This window comes from Planktothrix paucivesiculata PCC 9631 (genome assembly GCF_900009265.2).
In the GTDB taxonomy this organism is placed as follows: domain Bacteria; phylum Cyanobacteriota; class Cyanobacteriia; order Cyanobacteriales; family Microcoleaceae; genus Planktothrix; species Planktothrix paucivesiculata.
Genome location: NZ_LR735018.1, coordinates 340,325 through 358,952 on the forward strand (window position 1 = coordinate 340,325; position 18,628 = coordinate 358,952).

The following is an 18,628-nucleotide window of genomic DNA, read 5'->3' on the forward strand; positions in this document are numbered from 1 at the left end:
CTCCTACAATGGTGTTAAACACAGTCATGCTTAAAGTTTGAGTTCGATCAAGGCGATAACTGCCCACTAGAATTCAATAGTCTTTGGACTTTGAGCATGGTGTAACAAAACAGGTGAATGATTAAGTAGTTATGGAACCTCAAGAGTATCCAGAAGATATTGACTTTATAAAATACTGGCTGATTCTGAAGCGTCATTGGTTGCCAGCAGCCGGGGTTGCCTGTCTTGCCATAGGATTTGCCTTTTTTACGGCAGTCAACAGTGAAAAAACCTATGGCGCTTTTGGAAAATTGCGGTTAAAAAAACTCAGCACCACGTCGGCATTGGTCACGGATGCCGGGGAGAAAATTAGTACCCTGGATAGTTTAGATGCCAAAAATACTCCCATTGATACGGAAGCTGAAGTGATTCGTTCGGCTCCAATTATTGAGAGAGTGATTAAGGAATTAAACTTGAAAGACAAAGACGGTGAAATGATTGGCTATGAAGATCTTCTCAAAAGTTTGGGGGTTTCCCTAATTCGAGGGACGGATATTTTAGGGATTTCCTATGAAAGTCCCGACCCCAAAGAAGCTGAAGCTGTTGTTAATAAAGTCATGGAGCTTTACATTGAAAATAATATTTTAGTGAATCGTTCTGAAGCCGCGGCAGCCCGCAAATTTATTAGTTCACAGCTACCCAAACAAGAACAAGAACTTCAAGCCGCCGAAGCTGAATTAAGAGAGTTTAAGGAAAAATACAATATTGTTAATTTAGAAGAAGAACTTCTATCGGTAGTCGGTACTATTGAAGCCTTAGATAATAAAATCGAAGAAATTCAAGCCGCGTTGGAAAAGGTTAATGGTCAAGTTTTGGAAATGCGCCAAAAAATGAACACCACCTCGGAGGAAGCGCTCGCTCGTAGCAGCTTAATGGCCTCATCCGGGGTACAACAGGTGTTAGCAAAACTGGAGGCAATTGAAGATCAATTAGCGGTTCTCAGAACTCGTTTTCTTGATACTAGCCCTGAAGTCATGGCTTTAGAAAATGAAAAAGCAGCCCTAAAAGTAATTTTAGATGAACGGGTGGGAAAAACCCTAGGGACTCAGGAATTACCCCCCGGAGGGTTACAGAATGGCTCTTTAGAACAAACATTGGTACAACAATTAATTACTTACGAGACGGAAAAACAGGGCTTAATTAGTCAGTTAAAGTCTTTAGAAGCGGCTCGCAAAAAACAAACCGAACGGGCTTTACTTTTACCTCAGTTAGAACAAACTCAACGGAAACTGACCCGACAGGTTACCTCCTCTCAAACCACCTATGAAATCCTGTCTACTCGATTACAACAAGTCAGAATTGCTGAAAATCAAAATGTAGGAAATGCTCAAATTATCAGTCAGGCAGTTATAGGGAAAGACCCGGTTTCTGGAAGTAAGAAAACAGTTGTGATTGGGGGGGTTGTTGTAGGTGGAATGCTTTATGTGATTATCTCATTCCTCCTAGAATTGATGGATCCATCGATTAAGACAATTAAGGAAATTAGAACATTATTTAGTCGATATACCCTACTAGGTATCATTCCTGCGGCCAAGAAAAAAATGCGCTGGTCGGGGATGAAGTTTGAACGGATTACCTCCTATCTTCCGGTGAAAGATGAACCCCATTCCCTAATTAGTGAATCCTACCGGATGTTGCAAGCTAACTTGAATTTTATTAGTCCCGATCAGGAATTAAAAGTAATTGTTGTCACCAGTATTGGAGCGAAGGAAGGGAAATCTAAGGTATCGGCGAATTTGGCTTTGGCGATCTCTCAATTGGGCAAACGGGTGTTAGTGATTGATGCGGATTTACGTCAGCCTCGACAGCACCATATTTGGGACTTAACCTATGAGTTAAATCCCAAAGGATTAAGTGATGTGATTGTCAATCAAGCCGAATGGGAATGGGCTGTGCGGACGGTGATGCCCAATTTGGACGTTTTACCCTCCGGGGCAATTCCCCCCAACTCCCTAGCCCTTTTAGGTTCCAAACGGATGAATTTTTTAATCGAGGAGTTTCGGAAAAACTATGATTTTGTGATTTGCGATACCCCTTCTTTATTGTTGGTTGCCGATGCGTTAACCTTGAGCAAATTCACCGATGGGATTTTATTAGTGATTCGACCTGGAACCATTGATACGGTCAGTGCCACCGCCGCCCGGGAACAGTTAGTCAAATCCAGTCAAACCGTTCTCGGGATTGTCGTTAATGATCTGGAAAGTAACAATGAACCTGATAGTTATTTCCATCATGCCAAGGTATACTCTAGTCAGGATAAAAGCAGCCAAAAACGTCTAGCTTTAAAGAATAAAAGATTAAAAGCCATGAAGTAGATACTCAATGCTAAATAAAATTACTAAAGCTATTCAAAAGAGAATTAAACCCGAACAGCTTAAGGTTCTCATTAATATTGGTTGGTTACTCAGTGAAAGAGTATTCCGCATGATCATGGGGTTTTTCCTCTTGGCTTGGACGGCTCGTTATCTGGGTGCTAATCAGTTTGGAGAATTAAATTATGCGATCGCATTTGGGGCAATCTTTCTTCCTCTGTTTCAACTGGCTTCCGATCAAATTATTTTTAGAGATTTAGTCAGAACCCCCAATCTCAAAGAAAACATTCTCGGGACTGGTTTTCTCCTCAAATTGGTGCTGGGAATTATCGTTTTTATCCTAGCATCGGTATCAATTATTTTCTTACAACCGAATGAACCCTTAACCATTAATTTAGTTATTATTATCTCGATTCCCTCCCTATTCGGAGGCATATCAATTATTGAAGCCTGGTTTCAATCCCAGGTTGAATTAAAGTATACAATCTGGTCAAGAAATATTGTTTTTGCTCTCGTTACCTTAATTAGAATTTTCTTATTACAAAATCAAGCCTCGCTCATGGCTTTTGCTTGGCTGGTTGTGATTGAAAATGCTGCCAATGCCATCGGATTTATTGTGATTTATCGGCTAACAGGAAAAAATATTTTAGCCTGGCGAGGCAATTGGAAGCGAGCTAAAAAGTTAATGAAAGTCAGTTGGCCTCTGATTTTATCGAGTTTAGCGATTACCATTTATTTACGCATTGATCAAGTCATGTTAGGGCAGTTAGCGGATGCTGAACAAGTAGGGCTTTATTCCGCCGCCGTCCGCCTTTCTGAAGTCTGGCCTTTTGCTTCAACCGCGATTATTAAATCCATTGCTCCTTCAATTATCGCAGCTAAAAATGAGAGTGAAGAACTCTACTATAAAAAATTACAACGGTTGGCAACTTCCCAGGCTTTATTAGTGTATTGTATTGCCATCCCCATGACATTTTTATCCACCCCGTTTGTAATTTTAGTATTTGGTAAAGAATATGCGGCGGCGGGTGGGGTGCTGGCGATTCATATTTGGTCTTCCATGTTTCTGTTTTTAGGCTATGTGAAAGAAATTTGGATTACCACCGAAGAATTAACCGTATTTGCCTTTTTCTTCAGTGTCGTAGGAGCCGTAACCAATGTAATTTTAAACTTCTTATTGATTCCCAAATACCAAGCTATGGGGGCTGCGATCGCCACGGTAGTTTCCTATGGATGCGCGGATTATCTTGCCTGTTTTTTCTATAAACCCGCTCGGAAGTTTGGTTGGATTATGACTCAAGCTATGACCCTAAATCTGATCAAATATCGCCCTTAATCATTCTGGACATCTGGGATAATAATTAATTCAATCGGCATGAGACTGAAAAATTTATTTCAGCTATAATAGGAACGCCATCAGCCGTGACCATCTATCTAACCTATAACAATTGAGGAAAGTTTTGTGTCCCATACCCCCTTAGTCAGCATTCTGATTAATAACTATAACTATGGTCATTTTCTTGCTGAATCCATTGATAGTGCCTTAAATCAGACCTACTCTAATATTGAAGTAATTGTGGTTGATGATGGTTCAACTGATAATTCTCGGTCTATTATTGAACGTTATCAGCAAAAAATTATTCCGATTTTAAAAGAAAATGGCGGTCAAGCAACCGCTTTTAATATGGGGTTTGCAGCCAGTCGAGGAGAGATTATCTGTTTTTTAGATTCTGATGATTTATTTGAACCCCAAAAAATCGCAGAAATTGTGCAAATTTTTCAAAATTATTCTCAAGTGAGTTGGTGTTTTCATCCCTTAACCTATGTCGGAGATAAAATTGATAGTCAAACCTTAGAGACGGCTATCGGTACAGAGGGAATCTATGATTTGCGCGATGCGATTCAACAGGGAAAACTCAAGGGTAAACTTCCCTTTGGAACCGCAACTTCTGCCATTTGTTTTAAACGAGAGCTTCTGGAAAAACTTCTCCCCATGCCCGAAGCTATTAGAATTACCAGTGATGATTATATTAAATATTTAGCTTTAGGCCTAACTCCAGGATTTATCCTGTTTAAAAAACTAGCTATTCAGCGAATTCATGGCAATAATGCTTACACGTTTAAACCGGAGAAAATCGACTTGAGAATTAAAATTTTTTGTTTGACGGCTTACTGGATAAAAACAAATTTTCCCCAGTTTAAAAAATTCTCCAATAATATGTTAGCTTTAGCCATAGGTTTAGATTGGCGCTACGGTAGCAGAACTCAAGAAAATAGTCAACTCATCCAGGATTATATCGCATCAACTTCAATTTTTTCCTTAATAGAAATCTATCTTCGAGCGACCTATTACCGGATCAAACCATGAATCCATACTTAAATTTTTTTGAAAAGCGATTTGCGATTTTTTCCTTCATGTTTTTGACGGGACTGTTTCGGTTAGCTAGTTTTTTTACCAGTCCCGATGCCAAAGCGGATTTACTACCTACCTATAATCCTTTTGATAAAGTTTCTTCATTATTTCAACAATTTGTTTATTTAACCTCGCTATTTTTATTGGTTTCTCGGACTAAAGGTTCAGTCCGTGCTGTAATTCGAGATCCTTGGGTTTGGATGTTAACCTTCATGTCCATTTTCTCTTTTCTCTGGTCAGATTATCCCGATATTTCTTTACGCAAAGGGATTACAACCATCCAAACCAGCTATTTTGGTCTTTATATTGCTTCCCGTTTTACCCTCAAACAACAATTAGAAATGCTGTCTTGGGCTTTGGGGATTATTGCCATTTTTTCATTTTTCTTTACCCTGGCATTTTCCAGTGTTGCCATCGAATCGGGTGCAAATGCTGGGGCTTGGCGGGGGCCATTTACCCAGAAAAATTTGTTGGCTCGGCTGATGGTTTTATCGGCTATTGTTTTCATTTTATTAGCACTAGATCATCCCAAATATCCTAAAGTTTCTTGGGGTTTGTTTGCTCACTCCATCCTGATGATTCTGTTAACTGGATCGAAAACAGCCCTATTATTACTCTTAACTATCCTGATTCTTCTCCCTCTCTATAAACTCATACGCGAAAGAGATACAGTTATTATTCCTATGCTAGTTATCATTATCTTAGTAGGTGGAAGTTCCCTGATTTTTATTACTGAGAATTGGGTAGATCTTTTAGCCGCCCTAGGTCGAGATCCGACCCTAAGTGGTCGAACCACATTATGGGAAATTGCGATCGAAAAAATTAGACAACGATATTGGTTAGGCTATGGATATCAAGCTTTTTGGCTACCAGGAGGAGCCTGCGAAGTTATTTGGAAACATGAAGGCTATAAACCTCCCCATGCCCATAATGGGTTTGTGAATATGGGTCTTGATTTTGGTGTCTTGGGTTTAATTATATTTGTCCTGATGCTGTTGGTGACTTATGTTCGCGGGATTATCTGGTTACGTCGCGGAAAAACAACAATAGAACTCTGGCCGATTTTCTATGTCACCTTCTTCTTTATGTATAATCACACCGAGAATACGATAATCGAACATAACTCCCTATTTTGGGCTTTATTCGTATCCGTTTCCCTGTCAATGAAACAAGTTAAACCCGTGAGAAATCTACCCATACTACCGGATTTATACTTAGATACAAAAGTTCATAAAAACTCAGGATAATATTCTTTAGGTTTTCGGGATTTTTGATGGGGAATTGGTAGTGGTAATTTATTTTTCGGGTGTTCTAATCATATAAATTATCATTCTAGTTTTCTATTATGAGTAATTGATTAAAGATTTTCTATCTTACCTAAATTTATTAAACAATATGTTAGCTTTAGGAATGGGTTTAGATTGAAATGAGGGCAGCATCACTGAAAAAAATTGTCAACTCAAGCAGAATTATATTGGAGCAACCTCAATTTTTTCATTAATAGAAATCTATCTCCGATCGACCTATTACCGGATCAAACAATGAATCCCTACTTAAATTTTTTTGAAAAGCGATTTGCTATTTTTTCCTTCATGTTTTTGACGGGTGTATTTCGACTAGCCAGTTTTTTTACCAGTCCCGATGCCACCAATGATGCAGTCCCTAGTTATAATCCCTTTGATAAACTCTCCTCATTATTTCAACAATTTGTTTATTTAACCTCATTCTTTTTACTACTTGCCCGACCTAAAAGTTCAGTTCGGGCTGCAATTCGAGATCCTTGGCTCTGGCTATTAATCTTAATGTCCATGTTTTCTTTTCTCTGGTCAGACTATCCCGCTATTTCCAGAAGAAGGGGAATTACAACTTTCCAAACCAGCTATTTTGGACTTTATATTGCCTCCCGTTTTACCCTAAAACAACAGTTACAAATGTTGTGTTGGGCTTTTGGGATGATTACGGTTTTTTCATTTTTATTCTCCTTGGCTTTTCGGGGTGTGGCGGTTGAATCCGGTGCGAATGCCGGGTCTTGGCGGGGCCCATTTACCCAGAAAAACCTGTTAGCTCGACTGATGGTTTTAGCCACCATTATTTTTATTTTAATCGCCCTAGATAATCCCAAATATCCTAAACTAGCCTGGGGATTGTTTGGTAATTCTGTCCTGATGATTTTATTAACAGGATCAAAAACGGCCCTATTATTACTCTTAACGATCCTGATGCTGGTGCCTCTGTATAAACTCTTACGAAAAAAAGATACAATCCTGATTCCAGTCCTAGTTTCGGTGATTTTAATTGGTGGGAGTTCTTTGATTTTTATTACAGAGAATTGGTTAAATATTTTAGCCTCCCTCGGTCGAGATCCCACCTTGAGTGGTCGCACCACCTTGTGGGAAATAGCGATCGAAAAAATTACACAACGCTACTGGTTAGGCTATGGATATCAAGCGTTTTGGCTCGAAGGGGGGGGCGCTGAAATCATCTGGAGACATGAAGGTTATAAACCGCCCCATGCCCATAATGGCTTTGTGAATATGGCTCTTGATTTTGGGGTTTTGGGTTTAATCCTATTTCTGATCATTCTGATTGTTACCTATGGTCGTGGCATCATTTGGTTACGGGCTGGAAAAACATCCGCCGAACTTTGGCCGATTTTGTATGTTACCTTCTTCTTCATGTACAATCATACTGAAAGTACAATTATTGAGCATAACTCGATATTCTGGGCTTTATTAGTCTCAATTTCCCTATCCATGAAACGAGTTAAACCCACCAGGAATTTACCCATAGCACCGGATTTATACTCAGATACAAAAGTTAAACAAAATTCGGAATAATGGGTCTGGGATTTTTGGTATTTATAGACAGTGGGCAATAGGCAATATTCCCCAGAATCAATATGAACAAATCAATCAAAATAACTTATTCTCAGCCATGACAGATATTGCAATTTTTTTAATGGATTTAGGAGGCGGTGGCGCTGAACGAGTGATGATCAACTTAGCCCAGGGTTTTGTTGAACACCAACTTAGTGTTGATCTAGTTTTAGTGCAAGCCAAAGGCCCTTATCTTTCCCAACTTCCTGCCGGAATTAACGTCATTACCCTAAACAGTCCTCGATTACTTTCCAGCCTTCCTAAGTTAGTTAAGTATCTCAAAGAAAAGCAACCTAAATTTTTACTTTCCGCCTTAGATGATACTAATTTTATCGCTATTTTAGCCGGAAAAATTGCAGGAAATTCAACAAAAGTAGCGGTAACAGTACATAATAATCTTTCCCGGGAATCCCTAAATGCCCCCCAACTCAAACGACGTTTAACTCCGACTTTTGTGGGTTGGTTTTATCCATCGGCGGACTATGTGATTGGAGTTTCAAATGGAGTGACCGATAACTTAATTACCTTGGGATCTACCCCAGAAAAAACCCACTCCATTTATAACCCAATTGTGAGTGCAGAATTATTAGAAAAACTCCAAGAACCCGTTAACCATCCTTGGTTTGCTCCTGGTCAACCGCCTGTTATTTTAGGAGTAGGAAGGCTGACTCCTCAAAAGGATTTTGCCACTTTAATTCGAGCTTTTTCTGAAGTCCGAAAACACCATCAAGCCCGACTCATGGTTTTAGGAGAAGGGACTAAACTGGATTATTTAAAAGGTTTAGTCCAAGACTTCAACTTAACAGAAGATGTTGCCTTTCCCGGGTTTGTCGATAATCCCTATTCCTATATGGCGCGTGCTGGGGTGCTGGTCTTGTCCTCCGCTTGGGAAGGGTTTGGGAATGTTTTAGTGGAATCCATGGCAGCCGGGACTCCCGTGGTGTCTACGGATTGTGAAAGTGGCCCGGCGGAGATTTTAGCCCAGGGACAATATGGTAAGTTAGTTCCGGTTGGCGATAGTCAGGCGATGGCTGAGGCTATTCTTGCCACCCTCACAGAACCTGCAAATCCTGAATCCCTAAAACAACGGGCGATGGAGTTTTCTCTGGAAAATTCTGTTAACCAATACCTGCGGATTTTACGGATGGATTAAGTTTTTAAATGATTTAACATCTGTGGAAACCATGATAATATATTGTTAATATTAAATCCTCTAGGTGTATCCACAACAGATGAACTTAAAATGGGTTCATCGGCTTCGCTAAAATTGCACTCCAGTTCTGTTAGGACAATTTAAGATGATCGTGTTCATTATTCCTGTCAAGAGTAGAAAAGTTGCTACCTCTTGGCCCGATTTGTGTAAACTGTTTGATCGGTCTTTGCGTGCGGTTTGTAACCAAACTTCACCGGATTTTAAAGTAATTGTGGTTTGTAATGAAAAACCCACCACTTCTTTTGAGCATCCCAACGTTGAATATTTGTGCGTGGATTTTCCGCCCCCAGGGGAAGGATATGGCGTAAAAGTTGATGACCGAGCCAAAAGAGTTGTGGCCGGACTATTTGCAGTTAAACACCTCCAACCCTCCCATGTAATGTCTGTGGATGCGGATGATTGTATTAGTAAAAGTATTGCTGAATTTGTCAATAAAAATCCCGAAAAAAATGGTTGGTATGTTGACCAGGGCTATGAATATGATGAAGGTAGTTCTAAAATAGCGGTTAAAAAAGAAGGGTTTTATCGCATTTGTGGGACTTGTAATATTGTTAATTATCGTTTGTTTACATTGCCTCCAGAAATGATGCAATATGAGCAATTAACCGGGTATGATCGATTTTTGGGGGGACATCCTTTAGCGAAGGGAGATTTGGCAGACAGGGGAACTCCTCTGGAAGCCTTGCCTTTTCCTGGGGTTGTGTTTGTCCGAGATCAAGCCGGGGAAAGTGTATCGATGCAGGAATCCTTTTTGGAGAAGTGGAAACGCAACCCCAAGGAAACATTAAGAGGGGTGAAAAAAAGACTGATGGCACCTTTTAATGAACAGGTTTTAACTGATAGTATTCGAGAAGAATTTGGATTATATACTTTGAATCGTTAACCTTTGATTTATTTTAGGAATCCATCATGTTAGTGTTTATCATTCCTTTAAAAAGTTCAAAACTTTCTAGTTCTTGGGAACGGGTTTGTCAGTTACTAGAACGAACTCTCAAATCGGTTTGTAATCAAACTTCATCTAATTTTGAAGTGATTATTGTTTGTAATGAAAAACCGGAATTATCTTTTTCTGACCCAAGAATTAGTTGTTTAAGTGTGGATTTACCCCTTCCGGGGGATGATTATATTAGTAAAGAAAAAGATAAAATGTGTAAAATGCTGCTGGGAATGATTGAAGCAGCCAAGAGAAATCCTTCCCATCTTATGTTTGTAGATGCGGATGATTGTGTGAGTAACCGTTTAGTTGAATTTGTCGATCAAAATATTGATCAAAATGGTTGGTTTATTGGCAAAGGGTATGAATATCGAGAAGATATTCGCCAACTTAAATATAGAAAAAAAGATTTACATTTGAGAACCAATACTAGCCATATTATTAGAATGGATTTACTCAAACCGGATTTAACTATTCCTTTAGAGGAAGTTAGACGGGATAATTTTATTTTGTACCATCGAGATACGGCGGATATCTTAAAACGTCGTGGCACTCCCCTGGCAGAATTACCCTTTCCCGGGATGGTTTATATTACGGATAATGGGGAAAATATGTGGTGGAGTCAAGCTCAAATTTCCGAATCTCAAAAAGGGTTTGACTTAAAAAATCAGGTACAATCCTATCTGAAAAAACTGTATCAAAAATTGATTACTCGTCCTTTAACTCCCGAGATTCAACAGGAGTTTTACTTGTATTAAAGTCATCAAGATGATTCAATCCTAGAAATAATGTTAGAAGATTACAAAGCAGATATTGATCGATATGTGATTACTCAAGGTGGATCTTGGATCTATCTTGTATTGACGAAACAAGGATTATGGGCTTTAGCGGAATATCGCTTTAGTCATTGGGTGAAAACAGAAGTTCAGATTCCTATTATTAAACAAATTCTCAAAACTTTGGGCTTTATTTGGCACAAAATTATTGAGATTATAGCGGGGATTGATATTCCATATAAAACCCAAATTGGCAAAGGGTTTTATATTGGTCATTTTGGTGGGATTATTATTAACCAGGATGTGAAAATTGGGGAGAACTGTAATATTAGTCAGGGGGTAACAATTGGGGTTGGAGGTCGAGGAGAAAAGTCTGGTTGTCCTGTGATTGGCGATCGCGTTTTTATTGGGCCTGGAGCTAAAATTTTTGGTAAAATTAAGATTGGGAATGATGTGGCAATAGGAGCTAACGCCGTCGTCACCAAAGATTTACCTGATAATGCTGTAGCCGTGGGAATCCCTGCTAGAATTGCCAGTTATCAAGGCTCAAAAGAGTTTATTCTCTACAGAGATGCTGTCAATATAGCCGACGGCCCAGAGGTTTAGACAAATCTGTTCAGATAAAACCCTACAATTCCTAATTATTGGGAGTAAACAGATAATGTTGAATGGTTGATATCCCGGTTCGGGAAAAATAGACTAACCAACTGACAATTCCTAGAAACTTAGGGATTTTTTCCAGGAGATATTTTCCTGAAAATGCGGTATCCGAGATCAGCGTATCAATAACAATAGAACTGGCAAACAAGCCAAATGCCAAAACTAGAAACAGATACTCTGTTCGTTGAATATGCTTTCTTAAGTAGAGTGTATAAACAACAAATAAGCCAAAATAGATGATAAAAACAACACCTTCTAAGAGGTTAGATAGTGTGGGGTGATGAGCAGAAACGACCAACCCCTCCATAAATTCACCGATAGACTCATGGATTTGCAATAAATCATCTAAACCTAACCAGGTACTAAAAATACCGGAAATCACAAAAAATTGGAACCATCGCTGATAGAAACTTTCGTTTAATCGAGCCACAAAGGCGGTAAAAAAGCAAATCCCTGCACTAGCAGCCCAACCTAAAACACATAAATTAGAAATTAATCCGGTATAGGGCGATAAATGGGCAACTTCAGTGGCGTCGGAAACCAAGATATAAGAGGTAAGACCCGCCATCTTACCGATAATTTCGGCAAGAATGATCACAAAAGTAGCAACAATATAAATCTTGACCATACTTGGCCATGCGGATTTTGCCTGCTGACGCAGGTTCAAAACGAAGTTCGCTAAATTAAGTTCCATGGTCAAATCCTCCTCTTGATTTTGCCAATTACTGAATTCCTACCTCCGTAATATCTGCACCCACCTTAAAATCAAACTGTTTCTACTTATTGTTCTCGAGGTCAGTAATCGGACTTATTTTAACCCAACTTTAAGCCCAGGTTAAGAACCCTTAATATAAAGTTAACTTTTAAGGGAAATATCTTAATATTTTTTTTTCAAACCCTCAATAATTGTTCAGTTAAACTCGCGGGTCACGACGGGCTAATTTCTTTTTCAAGCTTTGAATCACTGAATTGGAAAGCTCTGTGGGCAATACTCGTTTGATGAGCAATTTAATGATTAACTTTTGAACATAACTTTCCCTAAGAATTGCCGGATAGAGTGTGACAGCCTGCCATAATTTTGCCTGAGCATAATCAAGTCCCTTGGCATCCGTATCATAGGCTAAACATAAATCCGCTAGGTATCGGTACAGAAAAGCCAAACTACGATTTTTAAGTGGTTGTAATTCTGGGGGGGCCACCTGATAGGCTCGTTCCAATGCCCGTAACCCTTCTTTTTCCATGGAGTCTACTTTAGAACTCATGGAACCCGCCACTTTTCGATACAAAATTTGAGGTTTAGGAACAACGGCAAACTGAAATTTAGCCGCTACTCGCAAACAAAAATCCCAGTCGGAAAATACAAGATTCGGTTCATATCCCCCGACGACATCAATCACTTCCCGACGCACCAAAATATTAGAACCACTGCCAATAAAATTACCTAATAATAAATCGGGATAAATATTTCCCTCTACCGTTGATTCAGTGCCCTGGACAAATGAAATAGATGCTCCATCATCCATCATATTCACCGTCCAACTATAGACGGCACTGGCTTGGGGATTTTTTTCTAATGCAGCAATTTGTAACTCTAATTTATCTTCTGTCCATAAATCATCGTTATCAATAAAGGCAATAAATTCACCCTTTGCCTGTTCAATACCGCGATTTCGAGCTACAGAAACCCCACCATTAGGATAGGCAAATACCTGTACTCGTGGGTCAGTCATTTGTTTAACTAGCTCTACGGTTTTGTCTTTTGAACCATCATCAATCACTAGCACTTCAAAGTCTGAAAGTGTTTGTTTCTGAATCGATTCGAGGGTTTCTACAATGGTATTTTCCGCATTATAAGCTGGAATAATTACAGAAACTTTCGGCATAAATTTATATAGGGGGAACAGGGAACAGGGAATGGGGAAAAGATTTTAACGTCTAAGTTTTAGTATCAGTTTATGTCCTAACTGCCTTATCAACTTAGCTCAAAATCTATTAAAGAGGAGAACAAAATGGCTAATTCTCCTCTAATTTCTCGAAAATTTTCAGGGTTATTTAATAATTTTGTAAACCGCCTCAATCACATCCGCAACATCTTGATCTGTTAATTTAGGAGAAATGGGTAAACTCACAGTCTCCCGTCCTACTTTCATCGCACTAGGATAATCTTCGGGTTTCCAACCAAAGGTACGTTGATAGTAGGGATGTTCAGCAATGCTTAGATAATGTACTCCAACCCCAATTTTTTCAGCCGTCATCGCATCCAAAAATTCATCCCGTTTAATCCCGGTTTTTTCCTGATCAATCATAATTGTATATAAGTGATAGGCGTGACGAGTTTCCGGTTCAATATCTGCGGGTAATTTTAACGGTAAATTGGCAAACGCTTCATTATATTTCTGCCAGATTTCTTGGCGACGTAACCAACTTTCTTCTACTCGGGCTAATTGATGAATACCGATAGCAGCTTGAACATCTGTCATGTTATATTTAAACCCGCACTCATCCACGAAATAATGCTTAAATCCCGCATCAGAAAAGCGTTGCCAAGCATGGCGAGTCATCCCATGTAACCCTAAGACTTCAATGCGTTCAATGCGATCTTTATCAGAAGAAATTACCATTCCTCCTTCCCCAGTAATCACATTTTTAGTGACATAAAAACTGAACACTCCAAAGTCTCCAAAGGTTCCCGCTTTTTTCCCTTTATATTCGGTTTCAATGGCATGGGCGCAGTCTTCAATTACGGCTAAATTATGCCGATGGGCAATGTCCATAATTGCCTCCATATTACAGGCGCGACCGGCAAAATGAACAGGTAAAATCGCCTTAGTCCGGGGAGTAATTTTTGATTCTATGGCTTCCGGATCAAGATTAAAAGTATCGGGGTTAATATCGACAATTACCGGAGTTGCCCCACTATGAATAATGGCATTAACCGTGGCACAAAATGTCATGGATGTGGTGATGATTTCATCCCCAGGTTGTAACTTTAAGGCAACACAGGAAAGATGTAATCCCGCCGTACAGGAATTAAGAGCCGCAGCATAGGGAACTCCCTTATACGCCGCAAAATTCTCCTGAAATCGCTTAACTTTAGGGCCTGTTCCTAGCCAACCGGACTTCAAACTATCGACAACTTCATCAATTTCAGCTTGATGGATTTGAGGAGAGGCAAAAACTAAAAATGTTTCTCTCATTTTTTTTCAGTTTAGTAGTACATTATCAAAAATAGCGAAGGCTTGTTTTTCTTAACGAAGAACCTAAGTTAGCTATGAACACCCTGAAATCTAGCACCGCAACTTTTGGTTTTAATCGTAGTCCAGATAGCAATTCTTGAAAATGGCTATTATGACTTGGTTGATTTTAATATTGATAGGTTAAGAAAAAGTTAAATTCATCTGTTCAAACATAGTACATTTTCCTGAGCTTGTCAATTGCTGTTTAGAAAATGATACAATGGCAACCCCCCATGGGTGGTCATTCTTTAACCGGGATATGAAACAACCCAAAATATTATCCCTGTTACCTATTCCCTATTATGAGAAAATTCTTAGTATCAATCTAATTAGGATTACGATATACTGTTTTCCATGAAAAAATTGGTATTAAGGGTGTAAATTTTACAATAAGGCGAAATAATTAGGGGTAAATAGGGAACATTAAGGATGATGATGCAAATGAAATTATTCCATTAACCGATCGCCTATCTTAACAGTTGCATCTACTTTTTTAACTTGAAACCCATTTCTATAGGAAGTAAAAATATGAATATCAATATTGGGATCTTAGCTTATAATGAAGCTGATGCTATTCCTAAAATGCTCAATTCTTTATTTGAGCAAAGTTTATTCACTCAGCCCCATCCGGATCTGAATATTGAAATTTGTGTTATTCCGAATGCCTGTACTGATCAAACAGCTAGTATTACTGCCACAACCTTAAAAAATCTAGTTAAGCCCGATCTTCACACCCATATCCAATGGCATATTTATGAAATAGAACGCCCTGGAAAATCTAATGCTTGGAATAAATTTGTCCATGATGTTTCTAATCCCAATGCGGACTATTTATTTATGATGGATGCTGATATTATTATTCTCAATCCCCAAACCTTGACATCCATGATTCAACTCTTAGAAACCACTTCAGAAACCTGGATAGCCATGGATCAACCCATCAAAGATGTTAGCTTAAAAACCAATAAAAATCCATTAGAATTTCTTTCAGAAAAGGTATCTAGTCTATCTGGAAATAAAGCAAGTGAAGGTAAACCTTCCTGGTTGTGTGGTCAACTTTACCTAGCCCGGGCTCATATTCTCCGTCGGATTTGGCTACCCACAACCCTGCCCACTCAAGATAGTTTTTTATATAGTATGATTGTCACAAATGGCTTTCAAGAAGCAGAAAATCCAGAGCGGGTAATTCAAGCCCCATCAGCTTCCCATATCTTTGAAGCCTATACCAGTATTCCCAGTTTACTCCGCCATCAAAAATGGTTAATGATCGGACAAATCGTCGGTCAATTGGTTTCTAAGTTCTTCTTAAATCATGCAGATCAAGAGGATATTGGAATAATGATTAAAAATAAAAATGCAGAAAATCCTTTGTGGCTTGATGAAATGGTGCAAACGATGATTGCTGATAAAGGGTGGTGGTTAATTCCTAATGTGATCCTCCTGCGACGGTTTGAAAGTTTAACCCATAAATCTTTTCTCAAGGCACTATTATTTTTTCCCCTAGCTTGTGTTGCTTTTGCGGTTGATTTATGGGTCGCATTTCAAGTAAATTCGGCACTTCACAACGGAGATGCCTTGGGTCATTGGAAGAAAAGTACATAGTAGGGAATGGGAAATTTTATCAATCTTCAATAACATTCTCCGAGGGGGGTGAGGAAACCTTACCCCGACCTTCCAACAATTTATAAAAATGATTTAGACTGGCTATATATAGCAATCCTAAATAGGTTGTAATATTTCAAAACTGACATGAAAGAGCCAGAAGTATTATTTCTGTTCCCTGTTCCCTGTTCCCTGTTGATCAACAATTTTGAACACAAATCAAATAGGATTGCTATATTGATGAATATTATTAAAAATTGGCGACCCAAATATAAACAATTAATTTTAGGCGTTATTACTTTTTTGAGTATTATTTTTATCCAAAATATTTTAACCTTTTCTGGAGAACAGCAACAATGTTCACCCGCGCCTAATTTCTCAACCTTTAAAACATCTACAGGGGAAAATTATCAATGGACTAACCTGAGAATGGGGGGAGGCGGGTTTGTGACCGGAATCGTGATTCACCCGACCCATTCTAATTTAATTTATGCGAGAACTGATGTTGGGGGTTTATATCGTTGGCAACCGGAAAAACAAACTTGGCTACAACTGATTCAATCTGATACTGTACCGAAAAAAGTACCCTTAAATATTGAAAGTGTTGCCATTGATCCTCAAAATCCTAATATTATTTATACCGCTATAGGAGCCTATACCCAATCTGAACAAAAACCCAAACCGGGTATGCTTTTAAAATCCGAAAATCAAGGACAATCTTGGAAGATTCTTAACCTAGCTTTACCCATGGGAGGGAATGAATTTTGGCGCTGGACGGGAGAACGTTTAGCAGTTGATCCGAATAACAGTAATATTGTTTATTTTGGCTCCCGTTTAAATGGACTGTGGTTGAGTCAAAATGGGGGAGAATCTTGGAATCAAATTAACCCTAAACAAGTTCCCCTGGGTGAATCACACCCGGAAACCAATCAAAAAGCTGGGGTGAGTTTTGTGACTTTTGACCCAACATCTGAAACCCTCGGGGGAAAAACTCAAACGATTTATGTGGGAGTCTCAGGAAAAGGAATTTATTGCAGCCAAAATTCCGGTCAAACCTGGGAATTATTAAAGCATAATTTTGATGTTAAATTAGTCCCTCAACAGGGCGTGGTCAATAGTCAAGGGGAACTTATTGTCACTTTCTACCATAGTCAAAAACAACCCCAGGGCAAGGTACTTAAATATACGAATAATACCTGGGAAGATATTACTCCAGAAGCAGAAATAAACTATGCTCCCGTAGCGGTCGATCCCCAAAAACCCGATACTATTTTTGTCAGTAGTTATCCCATGACCCCCGATACCATCTATCGTTCAACTGATGGGGGAAAACAGTGGACAACCTTAAAAAATAAGTTAAATAAAATTTCTTGGTGGCCTGATTGGAGTTTTTATAATTTAATTGGGGCGATCGCCATTTCTCCGCAAAATTCCGATCAAGTTTGGTTAACCAATGGCATCGGAATTTGGAAAACAGAAGACGGATCAAAAGATCAAATTACTTGGTCAGGAATGGTCAATGGATTAGAGGAAACCGTCGCTTTTGATGCGGTGAGTCTTCCAGGAGATCATGCTGTAATTACAGCGATCGCGGATTTTGATGGATTTCGCCATGAGTCTTTTTGTGAGATTCCCAAAACCTCCCATAGTCAAGGAGTATTCAATACCACCACCCAATTAGCCTATAGTTTTAACCATCCTAATTTTGTGGTTTCCGTAGGGGCAAATCATCACGAACCCGACAAAATCAGGGCTGGATTTTCTCAAGACTATGGAAAAACTTGGCAGCAATTTGACTCAATTAAAAATAAAACCCATCCGGCTGAATTAGTCTTTGGCAATGTAGCTGTTTCTGCCACAAATCCCGATCATATTGTTTGGCAACCCACCAATGATCAGCCTCCTTACTACACAAAAGATCGAGGAAAAACCTGGAATAAAATTGATTTTTTTGCACAAGAAACCATCGGAGGGGGTGCTCATACCCATTTATGGAACCGACAACAAATATTAGCTGCGGACTCCGTACAAGCAGATACATTCTATCTGTATCATCACCGTCAGGGGTATTTTCTCCGCAGCCAAAATGGGGGAGAAACCTGGGAAATTGTCAATCAAAACTTACCTGGTGGTATCTGGAATGGAGCTAACCTCAAAACCGCTCCCGGAATCGCGGGGGAAGTGTGGGTGAGTCTCAACGAAAAAGGACTCTATCGCTCCAGTGACTTTGGGCAAAATTTTAGTTCCCTGGCTACGGTTGAGGAAGCCCGGGTATTAACCTTTGGTAAAGCCGCCCCCGGCGCGAACTATCCGACCGTGTTTATTCATGGACGCATCAACGGTGAAGGCGGTATTTTCCGCTCCATTGATTTGGGTCAAAATTGGGTCAGAATTGCCGAATATCCCATGGGTTCTTTTGCTGACCCGATGGTGATTGTTGGGGATATGAATACTTTTGGCCGGGTGTTTGTGGGAACTTCGGGAAATGGATTTATTTATGGCCAACAATCACCCTAATTTGATATTTCTGCCTTGAATAACGCACAATGACTTTATGGTGACACCGA

14 protein-coding genes are annotated in these 18,628 nt (G+C 39.3%); 11 read left to right on the forward strand and 3 right to left on the reverse strand.

Annotated elements, in window-relative coordinates:
- Window positions 1-131 precede the first annotated feature (131 nt).
- From PL9631_RS15705 to PL9631_RS15745, 9 genes are all read left to right on the forward strand, one after another.
- A complete protein-coding gene (locus PL9631_RS15705) occupies window positions 132-2,354 on the forward strand; it encodes a GumC family protein (RefSeq protein ID WP_083621716.1) in 2,223 nt (740 codons plus the stop codon).
- Window positions 2,355-2,361: 7 nt separating this feature from the next.
- Complete coding sequence (locus tag PL9631_RS15710) at window positions 2,362-3,687, forward strand: flippase (RefSeq protein WP_083621718.1); 1,326 nt, start codon at window positions 2,362-2,364, stop codon at window positions 3,685-3,687.
- A 126-nt stretch (window positions 3,688-3,813) separates the two neighbouring features.
- Entirely contained in the window at window positions 3,814-4,719 is a 906-nt protein-coding gene (locus tag PL9631_RS15715) for a glycosyltransferase family 2 protein (protein WP_083621720.1), read from the forward strand.
- A complete protein-coding gene (locus PL9631_RS15720) occupies window positions 4,716-6,011 on the forward strand; it encodes an O-antigen ligase family protein (RefSeq protein WP_083621721.1) in 1,296 nt (431 codons plus the stop codon). Before PL9631_RS15715 ends, PL9631_RS15720 begins: the two co-directional genes overlap by 4 nt.
- Window positions 6,012-6,305: 294 nt before the next feature.
- Entirely contained in the window at window positions 6,306-7,601 is a 1,296-nt protein-coding gene (locus PL9631_RS15725) for an O-antigen ligase family protein (RefSeq protein ID WP_083622130.1), read from the forward strand.
- Between the two features lie 97 nt (window positions 7,602-7,698).
- The gene (locus tag PL9631_RS15730; protein WP_083621723.1) at window positions 7,699-8,793 is read left to right on the forward strand and encodes a glycosyltransferase; all 1,095 of its coding nucleotides are present in this window, start codon (window positions 7,699-7,701) and stop codon (window positions 8,791-8,793) included.
- 145 nt (window positions 8,794-8,938) lie between these two features.
- Complete coding sequence (locus PL9631_RS15735) at window positions 8,939-9,736, forward strand: glycosyltransferase family A protein (protein ID WP_083621725.1); 798 nt, start codon at window positions 8,939-8,941, stop codon at window positions 9,734-9,736.
- Window positions 9,737-9,762: 26 nt separating this feature from the next.
- A complete protein-coding gene (locus tag PL9631_RS15740; RefSeq protein WP_083621726.1) occupies window positions 9,763-10,545 on the forward strand; it encodes a glycosyltransferase family A protein in 783 nt (260 codons plus the stop codon).
- A 30-nt stretch (window positions 10,546-10,575) separates the two neighbouring features.
- Window positions 10,576-11,169 carry a serine O-acetyltransferase gene (locus PL9631_RS15745; RefSeq protein ID WP_083621728.1) on the forward strand — a complete coding sequence of 198 codons (594 nt, stop codon included), beginning with the start codon at window positions 10,576-10,578 and terminating at the stop codon, window positions 11,167-11,169.
- Window positions 11,170-11,200: 31 nt separating this feature from the next.
- Here PL9631_RS15745 and PL9631_RS15750 read toward each other — a convergent pair whose 3' ends face one another.
- The 3 genes from PL9631_RS15750 to PL9631_RS15760 form a co-directional block, all read right to left on the reverse strand.
- Window positions 11,201-11,917, reverse strand: a complete 717-nt coding sequence (locus tag PL9631_RS15750; RefSeq protein WP_083621729.1) for a hypothetical protein — start codon at window positions 11,915-11,917, stop codon at window positions 11,201-11,203.
- A 220-nt stretch (window positions 11,918-12,137) separates the two neighbouring features.
- Complete coding sequence (locus PL9631_RS15755) at window positions 12,138-13,106, reverse strand: glycosyltransferase family 2 protein (RefSeq protein ID WP_083621731.1); 969 nt, start codon at window positions 13,104-13,106, stop codon at window positions 12,138-12,140.
- Window positions 13,107-13,271: 165 nt separating this feature from the next.
- The gene (locus PL9631_RS15760) at window positions 13,272-14,420 is read right to left on the reverse strand and encodes a DegT/DnrJ/EryC1/StrS family aminotransferase (RefSeq protein WP_083621732.1); all 1,149 of its coding nucleotides are present in this window, start codon (window positions 14,418-14,420) and stop codon (window positions 13,272-13,274) included.
- Between the two features lie 567 nt (window positions 14,421-14,987).
- Between PL9631_RS15760 and PL9631_RS15765 the strand changes: the two genes are divergently transcribed.
- Window positions 14,988-16,061, forward strand: coding sequence for a glycosyltransferase family 2 protein (locus PL9631_RS15765; protein ID WP_083621734.1), 1,074 nt, complete (start codon window positions 14,988-14,990; stop codon window positions 16,059-16,061).
- Between the two features lie 240 nt (window positions 16,062-16,301).
- Window positions 16,302-18,578: a WD40/YVTN/BNR-like repeat-containing protein gene (locus PL9631_RS15770; RefSeq protein WP_083621736.1), complete on the forward strand. Its 2,277-nt coding sequence runs from the start codon at window positions 16,302-16,304 to the stop codon at window positions 18,576-18,578.
- Window positions 18,579-18,628: the final 50 nt, after the last annotated feature.

Bases quoted from the DNA above. Each gene is read 5' to 3' on its own strand.
- PL9631_RS15705 (WP_083621716.1), top strand. From the start codon at position 132: ATGGAACCTCAAGAGTATCCAGAAGATATTGACTTTATAAAATACTGG.
- PL9631_RS15710 (WP_083621718.1), top strand. From the start codon at position 2,362: ATGCTAAATAAAATTACTAAAGCTATTCAAAAGAGAATTAAACCCGAA.
- PL9631_RS15720 (WP_083621721.1), top strand. From the start codon at position 4,716: ATGAATCCATACTTAAATTTTTTTGAAAAGCGATTTGCGATTTTTTCC.
- PL9631_RS15725 (WP_083622130.1), top strand. From the start codon at position 6,306: ATGAATCCCTACTTAAATTTTTTTGAAAAGCGATTTGCTATTTTTTCC.
- PL9631_RS15730 (WP_083621723.1), top strand. From the start codon at position 7,699: ATGACAGATATTGCAATTTTTTTAATGGATTTAGGAGGCGGTGGCGCT.
- PL9631_RS15735 (WP_083621725.1), top strand. From the start codon at position 8,939: ATGATCGTGTTCATTATTCCTGTCAAGAGTAGAAAAGTTGCTACCTCT.
- PL9631_RS15740 (WP_083621726.1), top strand. From the start codon at position 9,763: ATGTTAGTGTTTATCATTCCTTTAAAAAGTTCAAAACTTTCTAGTTCT.
- PL9631_RS15745 (WP_083621728.1), top strand. From the start codon at position 10,576: ATGTTAGAAGATTACAAAGCAGATATTGATCGATATGTGATTACTCAA.
- PL9631_RS15750 (WP_083621729.1), bottom strand. From the start codon at position 11,917: ATGGAACTTAATTTAGCGAACTTCGTTTTGAACCTGCGTCAGCAGGCA.
- PL9631_RS15755 (WP_083621731.1), bottom strand. From the start codon at position 13,106: ATGCCGAAAGTTTCTGTAATTATTCCAGCTTATAATGCGGAAAATACC.
- PL9631_RS15760 (WP_083621732.1), bottom strand. From the start codon at position 14,420: ATGAGAGAAACATTTTTAGTTTTTGCCTCTCCTCAAATCCATCAAGCT.
- PL9631_RS15765 (WP_083621734.1), top strand. From the start codon at position 14,988: ATGAATATCAATATTGGGATCTTAGCTTATAATGAAGCTGATGCTATT.
- PL9631_RS15770 (WP_083621736.1), top strand. From the start codon at position 16,302: ATGAATATTATTAAAAATTGGCGACCCAAATATAAACAATTAATTTTA.